Origin of the sequence: Moorena sp. SIO4A5 (assembly GCF_010672005.1) — a bacterium.
Taxonomy (GTDB): domain Bacteria; phylum Cyanobacteriota; class Cyanobacteriia; order Cyanobacteriales; family Coleofasciculaceae; genus Moorena.
The window spans coordinates 93,457-112,881 of record NZ_JAAHHZ010000002.1 but is presented as its reverse complement, the minus strand read 5'-3'; the positions used below and the strand labels follow the sequence as shown (position 1 = coordinate 112,881).

General features: G+C 40.1%; 17 protein-coding genes. 9 read left to right on the top strand and 8 right to left on the bottom strand.

Translation table 11 applies throughout. The features are described 5' to 3' along the window. Genes F6K57_RS02005 through F6K57_RS01995 form a run of 3 tightly spaced genes read left to right on the top strand, consistent with a single transcriptional unit; the run spans window position 1 to window position 3,283 of the window. Window positions 1-1,092, top strand: a complete 1,092-nt coding sequence (locus tag F6K57_RS02005) for an ABC transporter permease (protein ID WP_293017519.1) — start codon at window positions 1-3, stop codon at window positions 1,090-1,092. 16 nt (window positions 1,093-1,108) lie between these two features. Further along, window positions 1,109-2,245 (top strand): ABC transporter permease, encoded by a 1,137-nt coding sequence (locus F6K57_RS02000; protein ID WP_293064340.1) that lies wholly within the window; start codon window positions 1,109-1,111, stop codon window positions 2,243-2,245. Between the two features lie 57 nt (window positions 2,246-2,302). After that, window positions 2,303-3,283 (top strand): class I SAM-dependent methyltransferase, encoded by a 981-nt coding sequence (locus tag F6K57_RS01995; RefSeq protein WP_293064336.1) that lies wholly within the window; start codon window positions 2,303-2,305, stop codon window positions 3,281-3,283. A gap of 91 nt (window positions 3,284-3,374) precedes the next feature. On the opposite strand, the gene F6K57_RS01990 is transcribed toward F6K57_RS01995, so the two are convergent. From F6K57_RS01990 to F6K57_RS01980, 3 genes are all read right to left on the bottom strand, one after another. Next, complete coding sequence (locus tag F6K57_RS01990) at window positions 3,375-4,502, bottom strand: NAD(P)/FAD-dependent oxidoreductase (protein WP_293064333.1); 1,128 nt, start codon at window positions 4,500-4,502, stop codon at window positions 3,375-3,377. Window positions 4,503-4,533: 31 nt separating this feature from the next. Further along, window positions 4,534-5,898, bottom strand: coding sequence for an NAD(P)/FAD-dependent oxidoreductase (locus F6K57_RS01985; protein ID WP_293064331.1), 1,365 nt, complete (start codon window positions 5,896-5,898; stop codon window positions 4,534-4,536). 278 nt (window positions 5,899-6,176) lie between these two features. Next, the gene (locus F6K57_RS01980; RefSeq protein ID WP_293064328.1) at window positions 6,177-6,470 is read right to left on the bottom strand and encodes a hypothetical protein; all 294 of its coding nucleotides are present in this window, start codon (window positions 6,468-6,470) and stop codon (window positions 6,177-6,179) included. Window positions 6,471-6,484: 14 nt separating this feature from the next. Between F6K57_RS01980 and F6K57_RS01975 the strand changes: the two genes are divergently transcribed. The 5 genes from F6K57_RS01975 to F6K57_RS01955 all read left to right on the top strand — a co-directional run bounded on the left by F6K57_RS01975 (window position 6,485) and on the right by F6K57_RS01955 (window position 11,806). Beyond that, window positions 6,485-6,928: an MFS transporter gene (locus F6K57_RS01975; protein WP_364300894.1), complete on the top strand. Its 444-nt coding sequence runs from the start codon at window positions 6,485-6,487 to the stop codon at window positions 6,926-6,928. A gap of 925 nt (window positions 6,929-7,853) precedes the next feature. Then, window positions 7,854-8,774, top strand: a complete 921-nt coding sequence (locus F6K57_RS01970; protein WP_293064325.1) for a hypothetical protein — start codon at window positions 7,854-7,856, stop codon at window positions 8,772-8,774. Window positions 8,775-8,806: 32 nt separating this feature from the next. Then, window positions 8,807-9,730 carry a hypothetical protein gene (locus tag F6K57_RS01965; protein WP_293019045.1) on the top strand — a complete coding sequence of 308 codons (924 nt, stop codon included), beginning with the start codon at window positions 8,807-8,809 and terminating at the stop codon, window positions 9,728-9,730. Window positions 9,731-9,809: 79 nt separating this feature from the next. Next, window positions 9,810-11,009, top strand: a complete 1,200-nt coding sequence (locus F6K57_RS01960) for a macrolide family glycosyltransferase (RefSeq protein WP_293019043.1) — start codon at window positions 9,810-9,812, stop codon at window positions 11,007-11,009. Beyond that, window positions 11,006-11,806, top strand: a complete 801-nt coding sequence (locus F6K57_RS01955) for a phytanoyl-CoA dioxygenase family protein (protein ID WP_293019041.1) — start codon at window positions 11,006-11,008, stop codon at window positions 11,804-11,806. Before F6K57_RS01960 ends, F6K57_RS01955 begins: the two co-directional genes overlap by 4 nt. Before the next feature lie 273 nt (window positions 11,807-12,079). Here F6K57_RS01955 and F6K57_RS01950 read toward each other — a convergent pair whose 3' ends face one another. From F6K57_RS01950 to F6K57_RS01940, 3 genes are all read right to left on the bottom strand, one after another. Then, window positions 12,080-12,769 (bottom strand): class I SAM-dependent methyltransferase, encoded by a 690-nt coding sequence (locus F6K57_RS01950; protein WP_293064321.1) that lies wholly within the window; start codon window positions 12,767-12,769, stop codon window positions 12,080-12,082. Window positions 12,770-12,862: 93 nt separating this feature from the next. Further along, complete coding sequence (locus tag F6K57_RS01945) at window positions 12,863-14,074, bottom strand: VCBS repeat-containing protein (RefSeq protein WP_293064318.1); 1,212 nt, start codon at window positions 14,072-14,074, stop codon at window positions 12,863-12,865. 1,172 nt (window positions 14,075-15,246) lie between these two features. Next, a complete protein-coding gene (locus tag F6K57_RS01940; protein WP_293064315.1) occupies window positions 15,247-15,441 on the bottom strand; it encodes a hypothetical protein in 195 nt (64 codons plus the stop codon). Window positions 15,442-15,473: 32 nt separating this feature from the next. On the opposite strand from F6K57_RS01940, the gene F6K57_RS01935 reads away from it, so the two are divergent. Beyond that, complete coding sequence (locus tag F6K57_RS01935; RefSeq protein WP_293064312.1) at window positions 15,474-16,229, top strand: sulfotransferase domain-containing protein; 756 nt, start codon at window positions 15,474-15,476, stop codon at window positions 16,227-16,229. Window positions 16,230-16,262: 33 nt separating this feature from the next. Here the strand turns inward: F6K57_RS01935 and F6K57_RS01930 are convergent, their stop codons facing one another. Together F6K57_RS01930 and gntT are read right to left on the bottom strand one after the other, a co-directional pair. Then, the gene (locus tag F6K57_RS01930) at window positions 16,263-18,092 is read right to left on the bottom strand and encodes an ABC transporter substrate-binding protein (RefSeq protein WP_293064309.1); all 1,830 of its coding nucleotides are present in this window, start codon (window positions 18,090-18,092) and stop codon (window positions 16,263-16,265) included. After that, window positions 18,064-19,422, bottom strand: a complete 1,359-nt coding sequence (gene gntT / locus F6K57_RS01925; protein ID WP_293019033.1) for a guanitoxin biosynthesis MATE family efflux transporter GntT — start codon at window positions 19,420-19,422, stop codon at window positions 18,064-18,066. The genes F6K57_RS01930 and gntT overlap by 29 nt, the downstream gene beginning before the upstream one ends. Between the last annotated feature and the right edge of the window lie 3 nt (window positions 19,423-19,425).

The window sequence follows — 19,425 nt, the reverse complement described above, 5'->3', positions numbered from 1 at the left end:
ATGGACAGGATTTTGGCTCAGTGCATCAAAGAACTGGCGCAATTTCGTCGCGATCGCCTAGGGGCAGCATTGATCTTTTTGTTGCCTTTAATGACCATGCTGATTTTTGGCTTTGCCATTCGCCTTGAAATTAAGGATGTACCATTAGCCGTTAGAGATTTTGACAATAGCCCCCTCAGTCGAGCCTATATTGAGCAGGTTTTTGCCACTAATCAGTTTAAGCCTGTAGCAGCTACCACAACCGATGGCATGGACTTGCTTGATCGGGGCATCGCTCAAGCAATAGTGGTTATTCCTCCCAACTTTTCACGGCAATTGAAAGGGGGAAAAATCAATGCCCTCCAGGTCATAATCGATGGCACAGATGTGAACAATGCTCGGGTCATCCAGAACAGCCTTCGTGCTACCACTCAATTTTTCTTGGAAAAACAGGGTTTCCAGACTCAGCGTCCCGATGTTTTCGCTCATACCCGTATCTGGTTTAATCCGGGGCGAAAAGAATCTCTTTTTATTGTGCCGGGTGTTTATGCCGTCATTTTATTTAGTTATCCTGGTTTGATAGTAGCAATGGCGGTGGTACGGGAGAAAGAACAAGGGACGTTAGTTCAGGTCAAAGCATCAGGGATTAGTGCTTGGGAGTTTCTTCTGGGGAAGGCTTTGGCCTATGTACTGATTGCCATCGGCGAAGCGGTGCTGTTGATGGGGTTGGGGGGGTTGCTGTTTGACCTTTGGCCAGTAGCAAATCCTTGGCCGCTGCTAGTGGGCACTGGGCTGTTTTTGATGGTCAGTGTGGTTTATGGACTGGTAGTTGGCGTTTATTCCAAGCAAGCCTTGGTTGCTGTGCAGAGTGTTATGAATACTGGACTTTTAATGTCTACCTGGCTGTCAGGTTTTATTTACCCTGTGGAAAATATTCCTTGGCCACTGTCACTGGTTGCCAATGTCGTGGCAGCTCGTTACTATATTGAACTCACCCGAGATGCATTTGTAGTAGGTGTGGGCTGGCTTCGTATTGGCCATGTTATTCCTATTCTATTCCTGCTGACAATTGGAATGTTCATGTTATCGTGGTGGCGAATTCGGCAGAGATAGAAAACCGTAATCAAACATGGCGAAGAGTAAGCTCGGATTTTTCCCAGGTCGAGGTGTTTGGGCAGTTGTTCTCAAGGAAATGACCAATATCTTCCGCGATCGCCAGCTTATTACCACAATTGTCTTGGTACCAGTGTTTTTCGTAATGTTTTACGGCTTTGCCCTTAACCCCAGTGTTGAACAGGTTAGCTTAGGGATAGTGGACTATGCCCAGTCCTCAGCCAGTCGAGAGCTGATTGCAACCCTAACGACGAGTGATGTAGTTGTTACTAGGGTGCAGACTTTGGCAGAAAAGAATTTAGTGCGATCGCTACTGGCAGGAAAAGTCAAGGTTGCCCTTGTAATTCCGCCAGAGTTTGATCGCCAACTCTCTCAAGGTAACTTAGCTGAGGTGCAAGTCCTGATTGACGGTGTTGATGCTAATCGAGTCGGTATTCTTCGGGGTTATCTCAGCCAGATCGTCCGTCAGTATCGCTATCGTAATCACAATTCCCCTGAATCTTCCCTGATTAATCTACAGACAACTATTTTATATAACCCCGGACTGGTGAGCAGTTGGTATTTTGTGCCGGGGGTATTGGGGGTAATTTTGACGGCAATTAGCACTTTTGCAGCTTCCTCCACCATGACAGCAGAAAAAGACTATGGCACTTTTGAACAACTTTTGCTTACTCCCCTACTTCCTTGGGAAGTGCTTCTAGGGAAACTGCTTCCCCTTTTGGGGATTATCCTAGTCATGGTGCTGATCACAAACGGGTTTAGCCAAGTGGTCTTTAACCTACCCTTTCGTGGTAGTTGGCTAATGTTTATGACTAGCACAATTGTTTATATTGTGCTGACATCTGAACTAGGACTAATCTTAGGTCTGCTAAACCAGAATATGCTACAAGCATTCCTGACCACGCTTTTTATTAATGTGCCTCTAGTGCAGTTATCTGGAGCTTACACCCCTATTGAAGCCATGCCTCCTTTGTTTCAAGGATTGACCCTTCTAGATCCACTGCGCTATTACATCTTTATCCTGCGTAGTGTTATAGTAAAAGGAATTGGGTTTGAGATGTTGTGGCAACCCTTACTTTTACTGGTGATAATAGCCGTAGGATTGTTTATCTTATGCTTGTATCTTTTTAAATTGCAAAAGTATCATAATTAACCTGAAATCGGGATTGGCAAGATAGATAGATTAGCCACTTATTTTTAGTGAAATAGCATGAAAAAATTAATTATTAAACTTCTGACAGCAGGTATAAAAAATAATTCTTATCAACCAACTGAAGAACTATCCTTAGAAAATGCCATTGCTCAAATTGATCACTTTTTTGGTCGCGATAGCATGTTAAAAGAATTTGATGCCGATATTACGGTTCCTTACTACACCCAGAGCGAGTTAGGTTATCGTCTCTATCATTCCGCTGAAGATGCCATTCACATGGCATTAAATTTTGATGGTGTTTTTAACGTTGATGGCTACCAAGCTCAACCTCGAATTGTCGCTGAACAAATCGATAAGCTGGGTGCAACGAACGTTCTAGAAGTGGGTTGCGGCAAAGGATTTAATAGTCTATTTTTAGCTCAGCAATTTCCCAGCGTTCAATTTGTTGGCATCGATTTAACACCGTCGCATATCGCCATAGCTAATCGCAAGGTAAGGGATTTTACCAACTTAACTTATCAAATCGGGGACTTTAATTGCTTAAATTTCCCGTCACAATCATTCGATCTGGTGTTTGCTTGCGAGTGTCTGTGTCACGCACATCAACCCCGCATCACCCTAGCTGAAATTTTCCGCATCCTCCGTCCGGGGGGAAAACTCGTTATTTTTGATGGTTATCGTCAAGCTAAACTGGAAAGTTTTTCTCAAGAATTACAAACCGTAACTCAACTTATTGAAATTGGCATGGCAGTGCAACATGGTTTCTGTGAACTTGAAGATTGGACTGAGGTTGCCAAAAATGTGGGTTTTTCTGTGGAAACAAGAGAAGACTTAACCTTTGCCATACAACCAACTCTTTTGCGCTTGCAATCGCTGTCACTACTTTTTTTTAAATCTTATTGGCGGTCAAAAGTTTTAACTTTTTTACTGCCAAAATACCTGGTTAGAAATGCTGTACCAGGTCTATTAATGCCTTTTACTTTTAATATCAACCAAGGTGCTTTGGGATATTATAAATTCATCTTAAACCGCACATAGGAAGGTAAAACAGCTAAAAGGCAGATAAACAGCTAGGGTACTAAAAGAATATCAAAAATAAAAGTGCTTGACAGGCTCTCACAAGAACATATTATTTACTTAATTTACCTATCTTGTATAGCAAGAAATTTCTGAGTACAGGAAGTGACAACATTTTTTCTTGCAATAGTCTTGTTCTTAGTTTCTTTTGAAAATATTTTTGGTAGAATTTTTGATAATTAATTTTAACACTTTCAATATCTTCACTCATATTAATTGCTTGGGCTAAATAAAAACCGCTAGCAATAGCATTATGAATACCTTCCCCCGTAACAGGATCTGTTAAATTTGCAGCATCACCAACCTTAAAAATATTATTTTCATAAATTTTATTGTTCCACTTAGTTGTAGCTAATGGATATACTTTTTTTCTAGTTCTAGTAACTACATTATCTAGAAACTTACCTGCAACATGATGCCTGACCACAAATTCGTCAAAGAAACGAATCAAATTAGTTCCTCTTCTCTCATAATCCTTGAGAGACAAACCAAGTCCTACATTAATCTTCAATAATTTATCATTTAAACCCACTGGAAAAATCCAAAGATATCCGTTAGATCCTAACTCTTGAGATCCTAACTCTTGTTCAAGATAAACTTGTATATTAGAATGATAATAATGAGGGAATAACTCTATAGGTAAAGTCCAATATTCACGAATACCAATAACATTACATTCACCAGCAAAAATTCCACGAGCATCAACTATATAATCAAATTCGTGGTTAAAATTAGATCTAAATTGAGAAATATTATTAACAGATTGTTGGTGATGAATACATCCAGCCTCAATAGCTTTTTCGTAGATAATATTGTCAAAAATATATCTAGGAATACAAATACTCCAATCACTATATTCTTGGTGATATTCTTGGCTATAATAACTAATTATTGAAGAATTCCATAAATAATACTCTGAAGCTAATTTTTTTAAATACTCATAATCAATCCCCATTTTTGTCAATGCCCTAACTGCTTTAGCAGTGATACCATCTCCACAAGCTTTATCTCTGGGAAAAGATTCTTTATCAATTAAGGTTACATGATGACCATTTTTAGCTAGATGGTATCCTGTTGAAGAACCCGATGGACCTGCTCCTACTACCGCAATTTTTGCCATTTTAAAATTTCCTTTTACTATTTTATGGACTGAGCGCGATTTAAATTTTAACTTGAACAACTCTCACATCGGTTTAACTAAAAAGTTCTGGTCAATCATATTTACCTTTAAATTTATCAGTGAATAGATTTATTAAAAATAGTTTATAATTAAATGAATGTTTTCCTTTCCACAGAATTAGCTGATTTAAGACATCTATTATTTTAAACCAACGGGAATGGCTGTGCAAAATATGACGGTAGGGGATAGTGGTTTCTGATATCATATCCACTGAAGAGGAAGTCCAAAACTTGGGAAACCAGCGATGGAGTGTGCGATCAAACACGTGCTTCAGCAACATTAGACCTACTAGATAAATATTTAAAGGAAACAGGCTATGGCTTATTTGCTCTAGGGCGATCATATCGGGGCGACGGCATTGGGTATATTGAGGGATAGCTTGGGTTAAGTTATCATCATATTCGTCTAGCAGTTGGTTAAAGACTAGACTATCTTCGAGAGCCGCACTGCATCCCTGGGCTATCATGGGTGAAACGGCGTGAGTGGCATCTCCCAGTAGCAATACACTATTGCCAAAGTGGTAGCGACTACACCTCACCGTTGTTGTTTCGAAGAAAGGCTTCTGGGCAAAAGCCTCGGCTTCTTCGGGTGATATCAACTGCCTGAAATCCCCCATATACTTTCTGAAGAAGGTTAAAACCTCTGAACCCGATGAAATATTAGCTAAACGATTATACCATCGAGCAAAGCAAACTATACCGTTGTAATTTCCATTAGGTGTAGGCCAAAACAGAAGACTTCCAGACGATCCCAAAGAATACAAATGAACACTATCCCTATTTAATGTCAACTCAGGGTGATTTTCAGGACAGCGCAGCGTTAAAGTTTTAAGCTCAATCTGACTTTTGCCGAGCTTGACCTCAAGACCGGTTGTATGCTGTAGTATATTTCTGACTTTAGACCGTAGCCCATCAGCTCCAATCAAAAGATCGTAGGCTTTGCATGGTTGATAGCCTGAAGCTGACTGAAAAACAGCCGATTTTGCTTCTAGATCAATATCCAGACATTTCTGCTCGAACTTTAATCTTAAGCAATTAGCATCATAGCGTTTGGTCAAGGTTTCTAAAAGAAGATTGGTGAGGACATTCCGCTCGATCAGGAGTCGAGGTTTTTTTCGTGAAATAGATTGAACGACTCCACGGGAATTATGGATTTCTTGTCCCAAAGCCATTGTTCCCCGTTCTATTGCCAACGAATCTAAACCAACTTCACGAAGGGCGGCTCGTCCTCGAAACCCTAGGGAAATAATGTGGGAGCGAGCAGTTGACAGAGGATTAAGTCTTGGATCAGGGCGTTTGTCATATAGCTCGACACAATATTTACTATCACGTTGCAACAAATAGTGAGCCATTAATAGTCCGCAGGGTCCAGCACCAACAATGATTACAGTTTTCATAAAGTCCATTTTATAAATTCATCTAAACCCATTAGTATCTAGGATTTAAAGGGATCTAAAGATTGCATTGCTGTCGTCTGCAATTCGTTAGATACATCACTATCTAGCTTTTTTGGATTCATGAGGTACAGCTTTCAATACCAAAACCCCTATAAAAAGCTTGGTAGATGGTTAGAGAGTGTACCTTATTAAATTGATAAACGCTAGATTACCTAAAATATCTGAGTTAAACATTGATATCCGTCAGTTAAACTATTGACTATTATCTTATATATTTGTCATTCCCTCAAATCTATCATCTGTATTTTTACTGTATTCGATTCAGTAATAATTTCGGCATCGGCTGGCATCCCTGGTTTAGCAAACCCCCCAGGATTATCAATAGTGATTTTAATCCCAAAGACTTGTCTCACCCGATCTTCCCGAAAATAGATATTCTCCGGAGTAAAGGATGCTTGACTATCAATAGTAGCAGGGTAATTGCAGCTATTTTGTATAAATTGTACTTGACAAAATAGGTATTTAACATAGTCAGTGATAGGACTAGACAACTCTTCTGGAATGAAGGACACTACAAACAGATGGAATCAGTCCCTTTCCCATTTTCCAACTACCTGTTGCCCGCTTTCTAAACCAGTTTAAACGCACCAATATCTTGATGGTTTCTTTACTGCTGTGGTCTGGAGGATTTGTGTTAGTGTGGCTCACAGGAATTGTTGATAATCTTGCAGTTATTCCAGCATTTTGTGCTTTGTTACTCTTAGCCTTAGCTAAGGTGATTTATATCCCTTCTGCCTCTTCTTTGGTGGGGGATTTAGCTCCACAATCTTTGCGAGGAGTTTACTTTTCTCTTGAATCTCAGTGTTGGGCAGTAGGTTACTTGATTGGACCGTCTTTAGGAGGTTGGGCATTGGACCAATCTCCAGAATTTACCAGTGGTTTTTGGTTAGTGACTGCTAGCAGTGTGGGCTTAGGTCTTGGGATTTTGTCCTATCTGGGCAAGAAGAGTGATGAGGTTATAGGTGGGTAGTGGTACACAAGTAGTGATTTTCGCTCCCGTTACCTTGACCAAACCCTACTCAAAGCACTACAACTTTACCACTGCCAGTTTTGTCAGTCAATCAGGATAGATGCTTTACTCTCTTAGCCTAATACTTAACATCTTTAATACTCAAATCTCTCGATTAATCACAATTGTTAAAAATACTCTGTATTTTTGACTACAAAATTAGATGCGCTTGCCCTGGGGAAGACCTCCAGCTCTTACTTTTGTCAGTCAAGCAGGGCAAGGCAAATAGTTTTAATGTAAACAAAATTAAAGATAATATAAAGAAATCATAAAGAATAAAAGGTGTTCATTAGTTTCCATCCAAAATAAACAGTGTCATCTGAAATTTCGGATGCAGTACACTAATTCCCAACGAACGGGAGTAAATCCAATGAAAAAAGAAATCAAAAAAGAAACACAGCACAAAGAAACCGCAAGCAAAAAGCGTAAACTCGAACAAGTTGACAAGAATACCCGCAGTAAACTGGGTAATGTTTACTGGTAAGTCAGAACTGGCTTAGAACCTAGCAAACCAGCGTAAACGCATCTTATTTTGAAATGCCTACTAGATATGAGATTCATAGGATAAGTATTTTGGCTTATTAATTTTGAAATCTTTGCTGAGTAAGGCTTCTATAATTTAGATGCGTTTGCCTTGCTTAGGGAACAAAGAGATCTTTGCCAACTTTTCTTTCCGTGCGGTCGCGAACTCTAATAAATCTTGCTTGGGAATCGTTGATATCGGGAAGTTTCTTACTTATAGTAGTGAGTTTGTAAAGATCTCCTAAAGCAATTTGCTTGCGACTTGATTTTCATTTTTCCACCCAAAAAAAAAATACTGTTATATCTGAGTTTAAGGCTTTATTGTAAGCCAGCAAATCTAGGTGAGTATAAGTAAGACATTAAGGTGGATATTCGAGATTTTTATAGATCGTTAATTCAAAAACAAGTTCCAATTATTGTAGATAACTCTCAGCTGCTTACTTACCTCGGAGATCGAGGATATGAAACGATATTGTTTGAAAACTATGACTTTACAAAAAATCAAGTTGTCTTCACCATAGTTTCAGATTATGACTGCTACAGGCGATTGCTAGCTCTATCCAATAGCTCGATAAGTACAATCGTACAACTCGCAGCAGTTAGGCATGATGAAAGCTTGGAGGCAATTGTTTATGCATTCGATCGGGTTCTAGGTTGCAAAATTGAAGAAAATTTAGAGCGAAGGAGTCAGATATATGACAGAATCGCCAACAGCTCAGAGGAGTTATATTTAGCTGATGAAAGAGGCAGTGAGTTGAAGTTTTGGTTTGCAGAAACTTTAGAAGTTGTCAATAGCGAAAATAGTCTTAGAGCAGGATATTTTTACTCTATTTCTGAGTTTTGGGAAACTTCGATAGTAAATATTCAAGGTAATAAATCCAGTTTCTCGGTAGAAGGAAGGCTTTTTTTCGATGGAATGATACACGGTTCTACCCTACCAGAGACGAAAGAGCGCAACAAAGAAGCATTAAGCTGCTTATTTAGGGCTGTAACATCCAGCCGGAAAAAATATATTGATATTGAAGATAATTCAATCGCTCGACTAGTGATAGATGGTCAGGATAAAACGAGTTTATTGCTAGACCTAGATCTGGATGCTGAGAGGAAGATGAGCATTACCGAAATTGGTTTTGGTTGTAATGCCATGCTAATAAAAAGAGTGGATTGGAAAGTAAATTCCATAATTAATCGAGTTATACATGGCATGCATTTAGGGATGGGAACAGCATACAAATGTCCATATGTTAACTTTATCTCCCAGACTATCAAAATAGTTGAGGATTAAAGGCGATAAATTAGCAAAGTTTAAATAAATTAATGCGTATTTTAGATTTTTACGAGTCCCTAATCGGCAAGAAGATGATGATCATTGTTGATAATCATCAATTGCGTTCCTACCTTGATCGGGAAGGATATCAAACCATTCTGTTTGATGATTATGATTTTAGAAATAGAGAGGCCGCATTTGTTGTCTTTTCCGACTACGACTATCATGACCGTCTGAAAGAACTATGGAATGTATCCGAAAGTACGGTTGTCCATTTGCCAGCAGTCAAGTTTGATGGCAGTTTTGAGGGAATTGTTTATTCGTTGGAGCGGCTGCTAGAGGCTAATAGCCTCAATCTCGAACAAGGGCTAGTGCTGAGAAGTAAGACTTATAATAAAATTGCTGAGGTTCAAGGGGGACTATATTTGTCCGATGACAGAGGTAGTCAACTAAAGTGTCAGTTGGCGGAAAGCTTGGAGGTTGCTAATGCTGAAGATGAATTACAAGCAGGTTGGTTTTACTCCATTGCTGAGTTATGGGAAAGTTCGGTCGTAAATATCAAAGGAAATAAATCCAGTTTTTCAGTGGAAGGGATTTTTTATTTCGACGGTATTCTTTATTCTGCAAATAAGCGAGTGATAAAAGAGCGCAACCAGATGGCTTTAAAAGCCCTATCCGAGCGCATCGCATCTAGTCAAGAAAAATATATAGAGCTGGAAGATAACTCTGTAACTCGCTTGGTATTAGATGGTCGCGATGAAACCTCTGCATTACTTGATGTAGAACTTCATCCAGAAAGACAACTAAGTCTCACGGAGATGGCTTTTGGTTGTAATACTGGTATAGTAACTTGTGTGGATTGGGAAGTCAATTCGGTTATGAATGAAGGAATTTATGGGATGCATTTAGGAACGGGAATTCCCAATAAAAGTCCTCATATTGACTTTATCTCTAAAACGTTGAAACTGGTTTAAAATTTAATTGGTTTTGATAAACCCTCAGAGACAGCTTGAAGCAATTCGTGATTTTTGAATCCGGCCCTCTCATTATCCAATGTCCAATATTGTTTTCTTTGACCTTCCAATTTACTCGCGAATGGCGACAACGGTTGGAATAACGAATGAACTAGCTCAGCGTGGAGAAGAAATAGCTTGTTACTGCTTTGAGGAATTGCGAGATCTGATCGAGTCTCATGGAGCAAGATTCTGTAATCTTCCCAAGATGAAGGAAGCACCCGAGGATGTGACGCTTCAATCCCGCGTTATAGAGTACACTTTAGATGCTGTACCGATTTTGTTAGCACAACTCGAACGTGATCGACCCAAGTTACTCATTTTTACATCAAAATGCTTATGGGGAGCTGTGCTGGGTGACTTACTCAATCTCTCAACAGTTTGCATTCACACGAATTTCCTACTACCGCCTAGTTTTTTTCCCCCAATACAGCTTTTACTAGAAGCCTATCCGATTGCTGAAACTCCTCGACATCTACGCCTCTTTAATCGAGATAGGCAGCTTTGGCGACAATTGATACAAAAGTACCCACTCAAGCGGATCGAAGAGCGTGATGTTTTTAAGCTGCAACCGAATTGTATGAACTTACGAGGGGATTTAAATATTGTCTATGCATCCGAAATGTTTCAGATCCAGCGTTCGAAATTCAATAAAAACTATCATTTTACTGGACCCTGCTATATCGATAGACCTTTAGAACCCGAGCTACCATTAAAAACAATTCAGAACAACTCAATCATTTATATATCCTTAGGATCAGTTAAATTTTATAATACAAAATATCCTTTTTATGAAAAGTGTTTACAAGCATTCAAAGACAGCGATCGCACGATAGTGATGGCCGTAGGTGAGATGGTTGATGTTGAATCGCTCGGACAGATTCCATCTAACTTTATAGTAAGAAATTATGTACCGCAGCTAAGTATTCTCCAGCACGCTAGTGTTTTTATTACCCATGGAGGAACAAACAGCACTTGGGAGGCAATTCTTAACCAAGTTCCAATGATTGTTTTTCCTCAAGGAGGAGATCAATATCTAGTTGCTAATCGAGTGGAAGAATTAAGGTTAGGACGATGGGTGAAGCAGAAAAGTATTCAGCCTAGAGAATTCAAAAAAATTGTTGAACAGGTAATAGAAGATAATGAAATTCGTGATAGCATCAAACGGCTAAGCAAATCATTTCGAGAAGCAGGAGGAATCCAAAAAGCTGTCGATATCATTTTGGAGTACAAGAAATGAAACTAACAAAAGATCAGATAGAACAATATGAAGAACAAGGTTTTTTATTCATTTCAGAGTGTTTTTCCTCCGAGGAAGTTTCGGCAATCCGCGCTCAAGTACCAATCGTTGTAGCTGATGAGACATTGGGGCGAGCTTGGGAAGAAGATGAGGAAACCTTACGCACCCTTTACGGAATTCATCTCACCAACCGGATTTTTCGCAGTTTAGTCCGTCACCCGCGCTTACTTGAACCCGCACAACAGCTTTTCGGTCGTGAGTTATACGTCTTCCGTAGCAAAATAGTGATGAAGTCAGCATTTACAGGAGGAATGTGGGGATGGCATCAAGACTCAGCCTTCGCACAGCATTACGAAAAAATTTCCGCGCCGAAAGGGGGAAATGTCATCCTTTTTTTAGACGAGGTTAATGAGTTCAATGGGCCAATTTATTATATACCTGGGTCTCACACACAAGGTTTACTGGATTGGGATCACAGCGTTGTACAGAGTCCCACAGCCAGTGTACCATTGACCGTAGATCGAGGAACGTTTGTGAAATTTGTAGAGAAGTCAGGGATTTCAGCGCCGAAAGGTCCTGCTGGCTCAGTTTTGTTCGTACATTACGATACATTGCATGGTTCAGTTGCCAACATTTCTCCCTTTGAGCGTCGAAATTTTGTAATTACATACAGCTCACTTGAACAGAGCGCCCTTCCCAAAAAGGAAAGTCCAGCCTTCTTTTCAGATCCAGAGCGATCGCCGCTAGTTCTGCTTAGTGAAGATGAGGCTAATCGCTATTTGACTTCCAAAGGGTAGCTAATTATGGCAAATCCCAGGAGCAGATGTCTCAATTAAGGCCGACTTCCATCCTGAAACCTTTTTCTGGCAAAGATTTGATGGGTTTTCAACCTCAGCCTTCCTTAAACAGGAATAGGGTCTCCTGAGTTTTTAATCGTAAGGCAAGCTTATCAATTCTGAAGCCGTTGAATGGAGACTTTTTTTCGTGTAAAGCAAGTAGTTTTTTGTATGATGGCGAACCTTTTCAAGCACAAACCCAGGAGACCCCAGGGATAGAGCCTTTTATTTTTTTCAACTCCCCAACATCGAATCAAACAAGACAGCACCATGAAGATAAGGAAACATAGCCTCAGTGGGAAGACGGTCTGGATTTTTCGCAAAAACATACCAAGTTTGTCTTGGACGAAACCAGGGGATTGAAATTCCTACAAGCCCCACATCCTGTGCTAATTGCCTAATTGTCGATGGTCGAAATGTTACACACATCGGGTATTCCCAACTATCTCCTTCAGTGTCAGAATCTCCCTCCAAAAAGGTAGCAAGGATGAGACCATCAGGTTTCAAATATCTAGCAAAGTTCTGGAGACAAAGCCTCACTAGGTCAATCCCAGTATGAGTCAATATGGACTGTGCGAGGATAAAATCAAAATGGGTTTCAAATTCGGCCAAAGAGAATTGATCATTGTAACTAAAGAACGGTTTCTTGATACGGAGGAGATCCTGTCCAACTTGAAATTTTATCGCATCCTCGATTAACCACCTGTTAGGATCGACCCCGTAATAGCAACCTTCATCAAGGTAAGTCAGGAAAAGCCGACCTGCACGAAGTGAGCCACAGCCGAAATCGAGCAATTTATGCTTGGACCGAAGTCCCAGTGTACAGAGCAACCGAAATTGAGATGCTCCCATGAAATCGTACTCTTCTGCGGGACCCACATAATCGTTATAGTTTTCTCCAGCAGTTATCCCCAAATCTGTCATCGATATTGTTAAATTAACGAAGCCACCCTACTATGGTAGCAGTTCATGAGTTGATTTTGACACGATCGTTCAGAACAATATTAGCGATCCCCGCTATCTGGGTAGAATTGGATTTTCATACCAAACCACTCCTAAGTTAGTGGTTTCTTCGCTGGTAAGTACGTCTAAATCTCCATCTCCATCTAAATCGATTAATTGCACTAAATCAAACTTAATCCCCTCTAAACCGCTAATGTCGTAAGCTGCTAAATCGGAGTTAATGGATTGTGCTGCATCCGATAGCCACATTACAGAGGATTTATCCCGTGCATTTTCGCTGCTGAAAACAATATCTAGCTTTCCGTCTAAATTAATATCGGCAACTTTCAGGCTTTTAGCATTTCCAGTATTTTCGGGTAAGTTAATCGTAAATTCTTCCCATTGGTCGAGTTTAGCTGAAATTTGACGAAAGTAAATTAATTCTTGCCCTCTGATGGCGACTAAAATATCAAGCAATCCATCTTTATCTAAATCGACAAGCTCCAGAAACATTACCTCTCGATCGCCATAACTTTCTACATCACCGATCCGATGGAGGGGCCATTTTTCGGCCATCGCTCCTGGCAAACTGGGATTCTCGAACCACAGACAACCGCGATTTTGGCTCAGACGATCGGAGGCTACAAGATCTAAATCCCCATCTCTGTCTAAATCTGCCGCTACTAAAGACATGATCCAGCCAGCGTCGTATAGAGAATGCCACTGCCAAGCCGATAAGTCTCGGGGATTCTCTGGAGCCTCGAACCAACCAATTTGAGCTTTCCTATTTTTGCCTCCAGCTACTAAATCGAGGCCATGTTTGCCATCGAGCTGTAAGGGCAAGGCAAACATCCACTGCTGCTTATTCAAGCTTGCAGGAATGGCCTTGGTTTCCCAGAATGACTCTGAGAGATAATCTGTTTTTTCCTTCGGTGCCCAATGTACGGATAAGGTTTTAGTTTCCCCCTCGCTGGAACTAATTACATCGATCACTCCATCTCCGTCCAAGTCTGCAAATACAGCATCTTCTGGGGAAGCAACTTTACCTACAGTGACTTGAGGCCAAGGGGCCTTGGACTTACTATGGCCAGGGTTGAGATAAATTTTAATTAGACCCGCTTCTTCCCAGGGGGTGGCAATATCCAATAATCCATCGCCGTTAACATCTGCCAGGCGCACTCCGTCAGCACCGCGCACCTCATCAGTACCTTGCTCGATGGTATGTCTCTGCCAGGGTGAGGCGGCTTCTTCAGCCTTGACATTGGCTGGAGCGCTCGCCCACAGCATGGCCCAAATCAATAATTTCATCAAAATTACCGCCACTATTTTGAATTTGGCTCTCTTCAAGGGTAAAAAACTTGGGGACATTGGATTAATGATTCCGGTTCTTCTGGGGTAGTTATGCTAATTTAGCATAAAATAAACCCTAAAATCTTTGCTAAGCAAGGATTTTAGGGTTCAAAAAAAGCAATTATAATGTAAGCATTCAAGTAACTGGGGTTGACAAAGCCACCCCAGTTACTTGAAAACTGGAATGAGAGAAGCTTGTCAAGAGGTTACCAACCAAAAATATTGTTAATTGATGCTGGGTATGGTAACAATAAAAGCTTTTTGAAATAAGTATAAAAAAGAAAGCTAAAATATATAGTAGTAGTTGCTAAAAACTAAAAAATAATAATCAAAAAATCAGTAATTAAAATAAAACTTAGTCTAGGTAAATTATAAAAAATCTTGCCATAATAGTAATTTTAATAAATAAATTTAAGTTTAGATAAACTAAAGACGGTTTGGCTAGCAACATTCAGTGGGAGATTGTCTAGTCTAGAAGGATAAAGGCTCTTCCGTACTTGTTATGCTAAATAAACAGTATGTAAGAGGGAACAGGGAACAGGGAACAGGGAACAGTGGTCAGAGGCCGTATAAAGGAAAATTTTGTTAGTTGAATAGCCTAAGAATCCTTATACAGTAAGCTTTATAAGTTTTTTAACTGGAAATTTAGCATACCAGGTACTGAAGAACCAGGATAAAGAACTTTTGCTATCGTAATGAATGCTAGTTCTTTTGAAGAAGCGACAGATATTGACTATTTTATCACACACAAATGTTGAGTCAGAAAAAGTAACAACATAATGGCTATTATCAACCTAATTTAAAATAAACTGAGGAATTTTTGTTATCGAAACTACCCAAGAAAAATATGATTATAAAAAATATAAATGAGGGAATACGAAGCCTTATTAGGATTTTTGAAGTTATTGGTGTTTTGTGCCTATGTTTTTATTATTTTTAATGAGTTAAATGGAGGAGTATAAAGAATATGTTATAATCAACATTTGAAGACATTTACTGAAGCTAATAAAGCTTTTCGTAAAGCTATGTATTGATAGTTTATTCGATTGGCTGACCAAAAATAGGGATGTATTTGCTGCTCACAAAGAGGGTTTGGGGTCTATTTGGGCTTAAACTTCGTTTAAGTCCCACTGGGAATAATAAAAATGTAAACGTCCCATGCCACTTTTTGTGGTAATAGTAAAGATGTAGTAACTTGAGCGCAATCGGCCAAGGGGTTTGAGATGCTCAAACACTACTTGCGATCCACTACCCCAGCGACAATTGACACATGCATAATTACGTTGATGCTTATCTAATTTCATTCCCTAAATGCGGACGTACATGGTTGAGATTAATGATAGGTACAGCCCTACAACAACAATTTGATTTATCTCATCCCGATATTAAACAGAAAATGTTATCATTGACACCCCTAGCGGAGTTGCACCCGAACATTCCGACAATTCTGATAGATCACGATGATAACCCCCAATGGAACAAACCAGAGGAACTTCAAACATCGAAAGATCGGTACAAAAATGTCAAAGTTATCTTTTTGGTTCGAGATCCAAGAGATGTGGTTGTTTCTGCTTATTTCGAGCAAAAAAAACGGGTTTATTTATGGGCAGATGGTTTCAAACAAGATAAAAGCTTAAAAAAATACCTAGATAGGATTAAACCTTATGAAGGTAATTTGTCAGAGTTTCTTTATGAAGATGTAGGTAGCTTAAAGACTCTATTGAGATATTACAATATCTGGGAAAAAAATCGACATATACCTAAATATTTTTTGCTAGTACGTTATGAAGATATCCACGAAAATCCCCACCAAGAATTAAGAATAGTTCTAGATTTTTTGGGAGTGCAATACCGAGATGAGGTAATTAACGAAGCGGTGAATTACTCTTCTTTTGAGAAGATGCGAAATATGGAAAAAACGCAAAAATTCGATCTTAAGCTAAAACCTGCTAATCTAGAAGATGAAGAATCCTACAAAACTAGAAAGGGTAAAGTTGGCGGGTTCGCAGAATACTTAAATGAAAAAGAAATTGCCTATATTAATCATTTGATTAATGACACTCTGTCCGATTTTTATGGATATAAGGCATAATTAGGGCTTGCTTGCGAAACTGAAAAAGTTGAGTTACTTCCTAATCGTCCAGAAAGGCAAATACTGACTGGGATTGGTTGTGATGCCTTCAAGCCCATTATGAGCAAAAACAAAATCCTTGTTTTGCCAAAGGGGAATGTAAGGAATCTCCCGAGCTAGGATGTCTTGAAGTTCTGCCAAGATTTTGTGGCGAGCTTCTGGGTCTCGCTCTTGGCGCTGCGCGTCAATTAACTTATTGGCGCGATCGCTATAGAAAAATGAACCTAGACTTTGAGCAGCACCTTCCTTACAACCTGTTACCTCAGAGCCCCGATCGCAATCTAAAAAGGGTTGAATATAGTTATCTGGGTCTAAAAAGTCGGGATACCACTCTAAAAGAAAACTGGGATAGACTCCTTTAGATAGATTACTAGCAGCAGTGGCAGTGTCTACACTCTCGATCTCAAAAACTAGCGCTCCATCCAACTCTTTATCCGCCAAAGCTCTCAAAGTAACAGCTACTAATTCGTAAGTTTTAGAACCAGCAGGATACCAAATTTCTACAATTGCAGGATTTTCAGCCGAGTAACCAGCTTTTTTTAACAACTCTTTTGCCCGATCGTAATCTCCATCCCCATAGGCTTCTTCAAAGACTGGCTTATAAGCATTAAAGACAGTAGGAAGTAGGCTATAAACTGGTTCTACCTGATTCTGGAAGACTCGCTGGACGATCGAAGAACGCTTGACCAGAGCCGCGATCGCTTGGCGTACCTCCAGTTTATTCAAGGGTTCTTGCCTCAAATTCAATACCATGTAGCTTAGGGAAGTTCCCGAGGCTTCGATCCCTTGCCAATCTCCTCTAGCGCTGCCTTTTTGCAAACTTTTTATCTGTTCTGGCTCCAGGGTTCGATAGGCAATATCGACGGCATGAGTGCGAAAACTATTAAATAAGTTAGCGGGATTATCAGCGTAAATCTGCATATCCACCCCTTTATTAGCTGGTTTTTCTCCCCAGTAATCCTCAAAAACATCCAAGCGGATAGAATCGGTGTTATACTCAGCCAACTTATACGGGCCGGTGCCAACAAAGATTTTAGGATTAAACTTTTCTTTACCAATTTCATAAGCTTTGGGAGAAACTGCACAAGTACCAGGGAAAGCTAAGATAGCAGTAAACCCAGAGAATGGTTGTTTCAGTTTGATGCTGAGTTCATATTCTCCTGTGGCTTCTACAGATTCGACCAGCTCTGAGAGCAGGAATGAAGGTTTGCCGCCATTTTTGATAAAGCGTTCCAAGGAAAACTTCATGGCTTCTGCATTAAAAGGAGTACCGTCGTGGAAAGTTACTCCTTTCCGCAAAGGAATTTTGTAGAGCAAATTATTTTCACTTATTTCCGGCATTTCTGTTGCCAGTTGCGGTTCTAGCTCGGCTCTGCCCAATTTGTTAGCGTAGAGAGTGTTGCTCAGGTTATAAACTACATTAATTCCAGCCCATCCATAAGTAGCAGCAGGGTCGATATTTTGAAGTTTTAATGTCGTTCCAATAGTAAGGCGATCACTTCTCTGGCTTTTATGTGAAGTTGAATTTTGATAGTTCCCAGAGTCATGACAGGCAACGACTAAGCAAAAACCAATAAAAAATAGACCGATAAATTTGCTAAGGTAACAATAGCTATCGCTCCATTTATTTAATGTGTGGACTAATAATGTGTGGACTAAATAGACGCGATGTCTTGTTCGCAGTTTTTTATATAGGTCATAGATTAAAATTATCATGTTTTTCTCTGTTGCTTTTAATGACCTGTATGTATTTATCCCCAGATTAATCGTGATTAATTTGCGAGATGGATCGCTCTCAACTCGCTGTCGAAGTGGTTGTCGCATTCCCAAGATCGTCCCGCAACGTCTCTAGCAACTTTACCCCCAAGGCGATCGCCCTTACAAGCGAATATAAACACATTGCAAACCACAACAGGTTATTGCTATGCCAATACCAAGCAGCAATTGCGAGCGGCACAAATCCTATACTAAAGGCCGCCAAGCTAGAATTGCGCAAAATTTTTCCTTCTGTCAGTCCTACAAAGTATCCTTCTAGGCTCGAAGTCAGGGCGGAAAAAATCTGGAAAGGTAATAGCCACAGAAGATAGCGATAAATATTTTCAGTCACTTCTGTATGGTTTGTTAAAAGCGTAAATACGGAGTTTGGAAAGAGTATACATACACCAGCTAGAGAAAGGGCAATAAACAAGCTTGTCATTCCAGCGATCACGGCAAGATTTGCCAACTGCGAAGAAGCTCCCTGACCTTTAAAGTTGCCTGCCAAACTTTGGGTAGCAAATCCTACACCCTGAACCACAAACAGGCATAAAGCTGCTGCTTGCAATAGTACAGTATTTTGGACCAGTACAATAACCCCCATAGCTGAACTCAGATTGGTGAAAATGGATAAAGTTGTGACCTGAGTTAAACTTTGGACTAACAGATTCCCGTTCAGCTTAGAGGTAGCTTTGATAACCGACCAGTCCAGAACCTTTTTGATTGTTGCTAACACGGCTGACCAATCGATATGGAAGCATACTACGGTTAATCCCCCTAACAACATCAGATACTGACTTATGGCTGTGGTTACTCCTGCTCCAGTACTGCCCCACCCCCACCTAATAATAAATATATAGTCCAGTACCACATTGGCGACACTTTCAATTACAGATAAAACTAAAACAAAGCTGTTCATTTCTCGCCCAAACAACCAACCGATGAGGACGAAGTTTAATAAAACAGCCGGTGCTCCCCAGATACGGGCATTAAAGTAGTCAAGACCTGCATCTTTCACCTCCATCGAACCAACGAGGAAAGTGAACCCTAGCTTTTGTAACGGGTACTGAAGAGTCAGAATTAGGAGAGCGAGTCCCAGAGCGATGAGACCATTCCTCAGTAGAATCAGTAGCATAGCTTCGTCATCCTCTGCTCCCATAGCTTGCGCAGTCATACCAGTGGTAGAAGAACGTAAGAATTTTAAAACCCGATACAAGTAGCTAAAGACGATCCCAGCCAAGGCTACCCCTGCTAAGTAACGAATATCGGACAAATGTCCTAAGAATGCTAGATCTATTAACCCAGACAGAGGCACAATAATGCTAGAAAGAATATTGGTCAATACGAGTCGGTAGAAACGAGGTAAAAAGTCGTACTGGGAAGGTAGAGTAAAATTCATTGT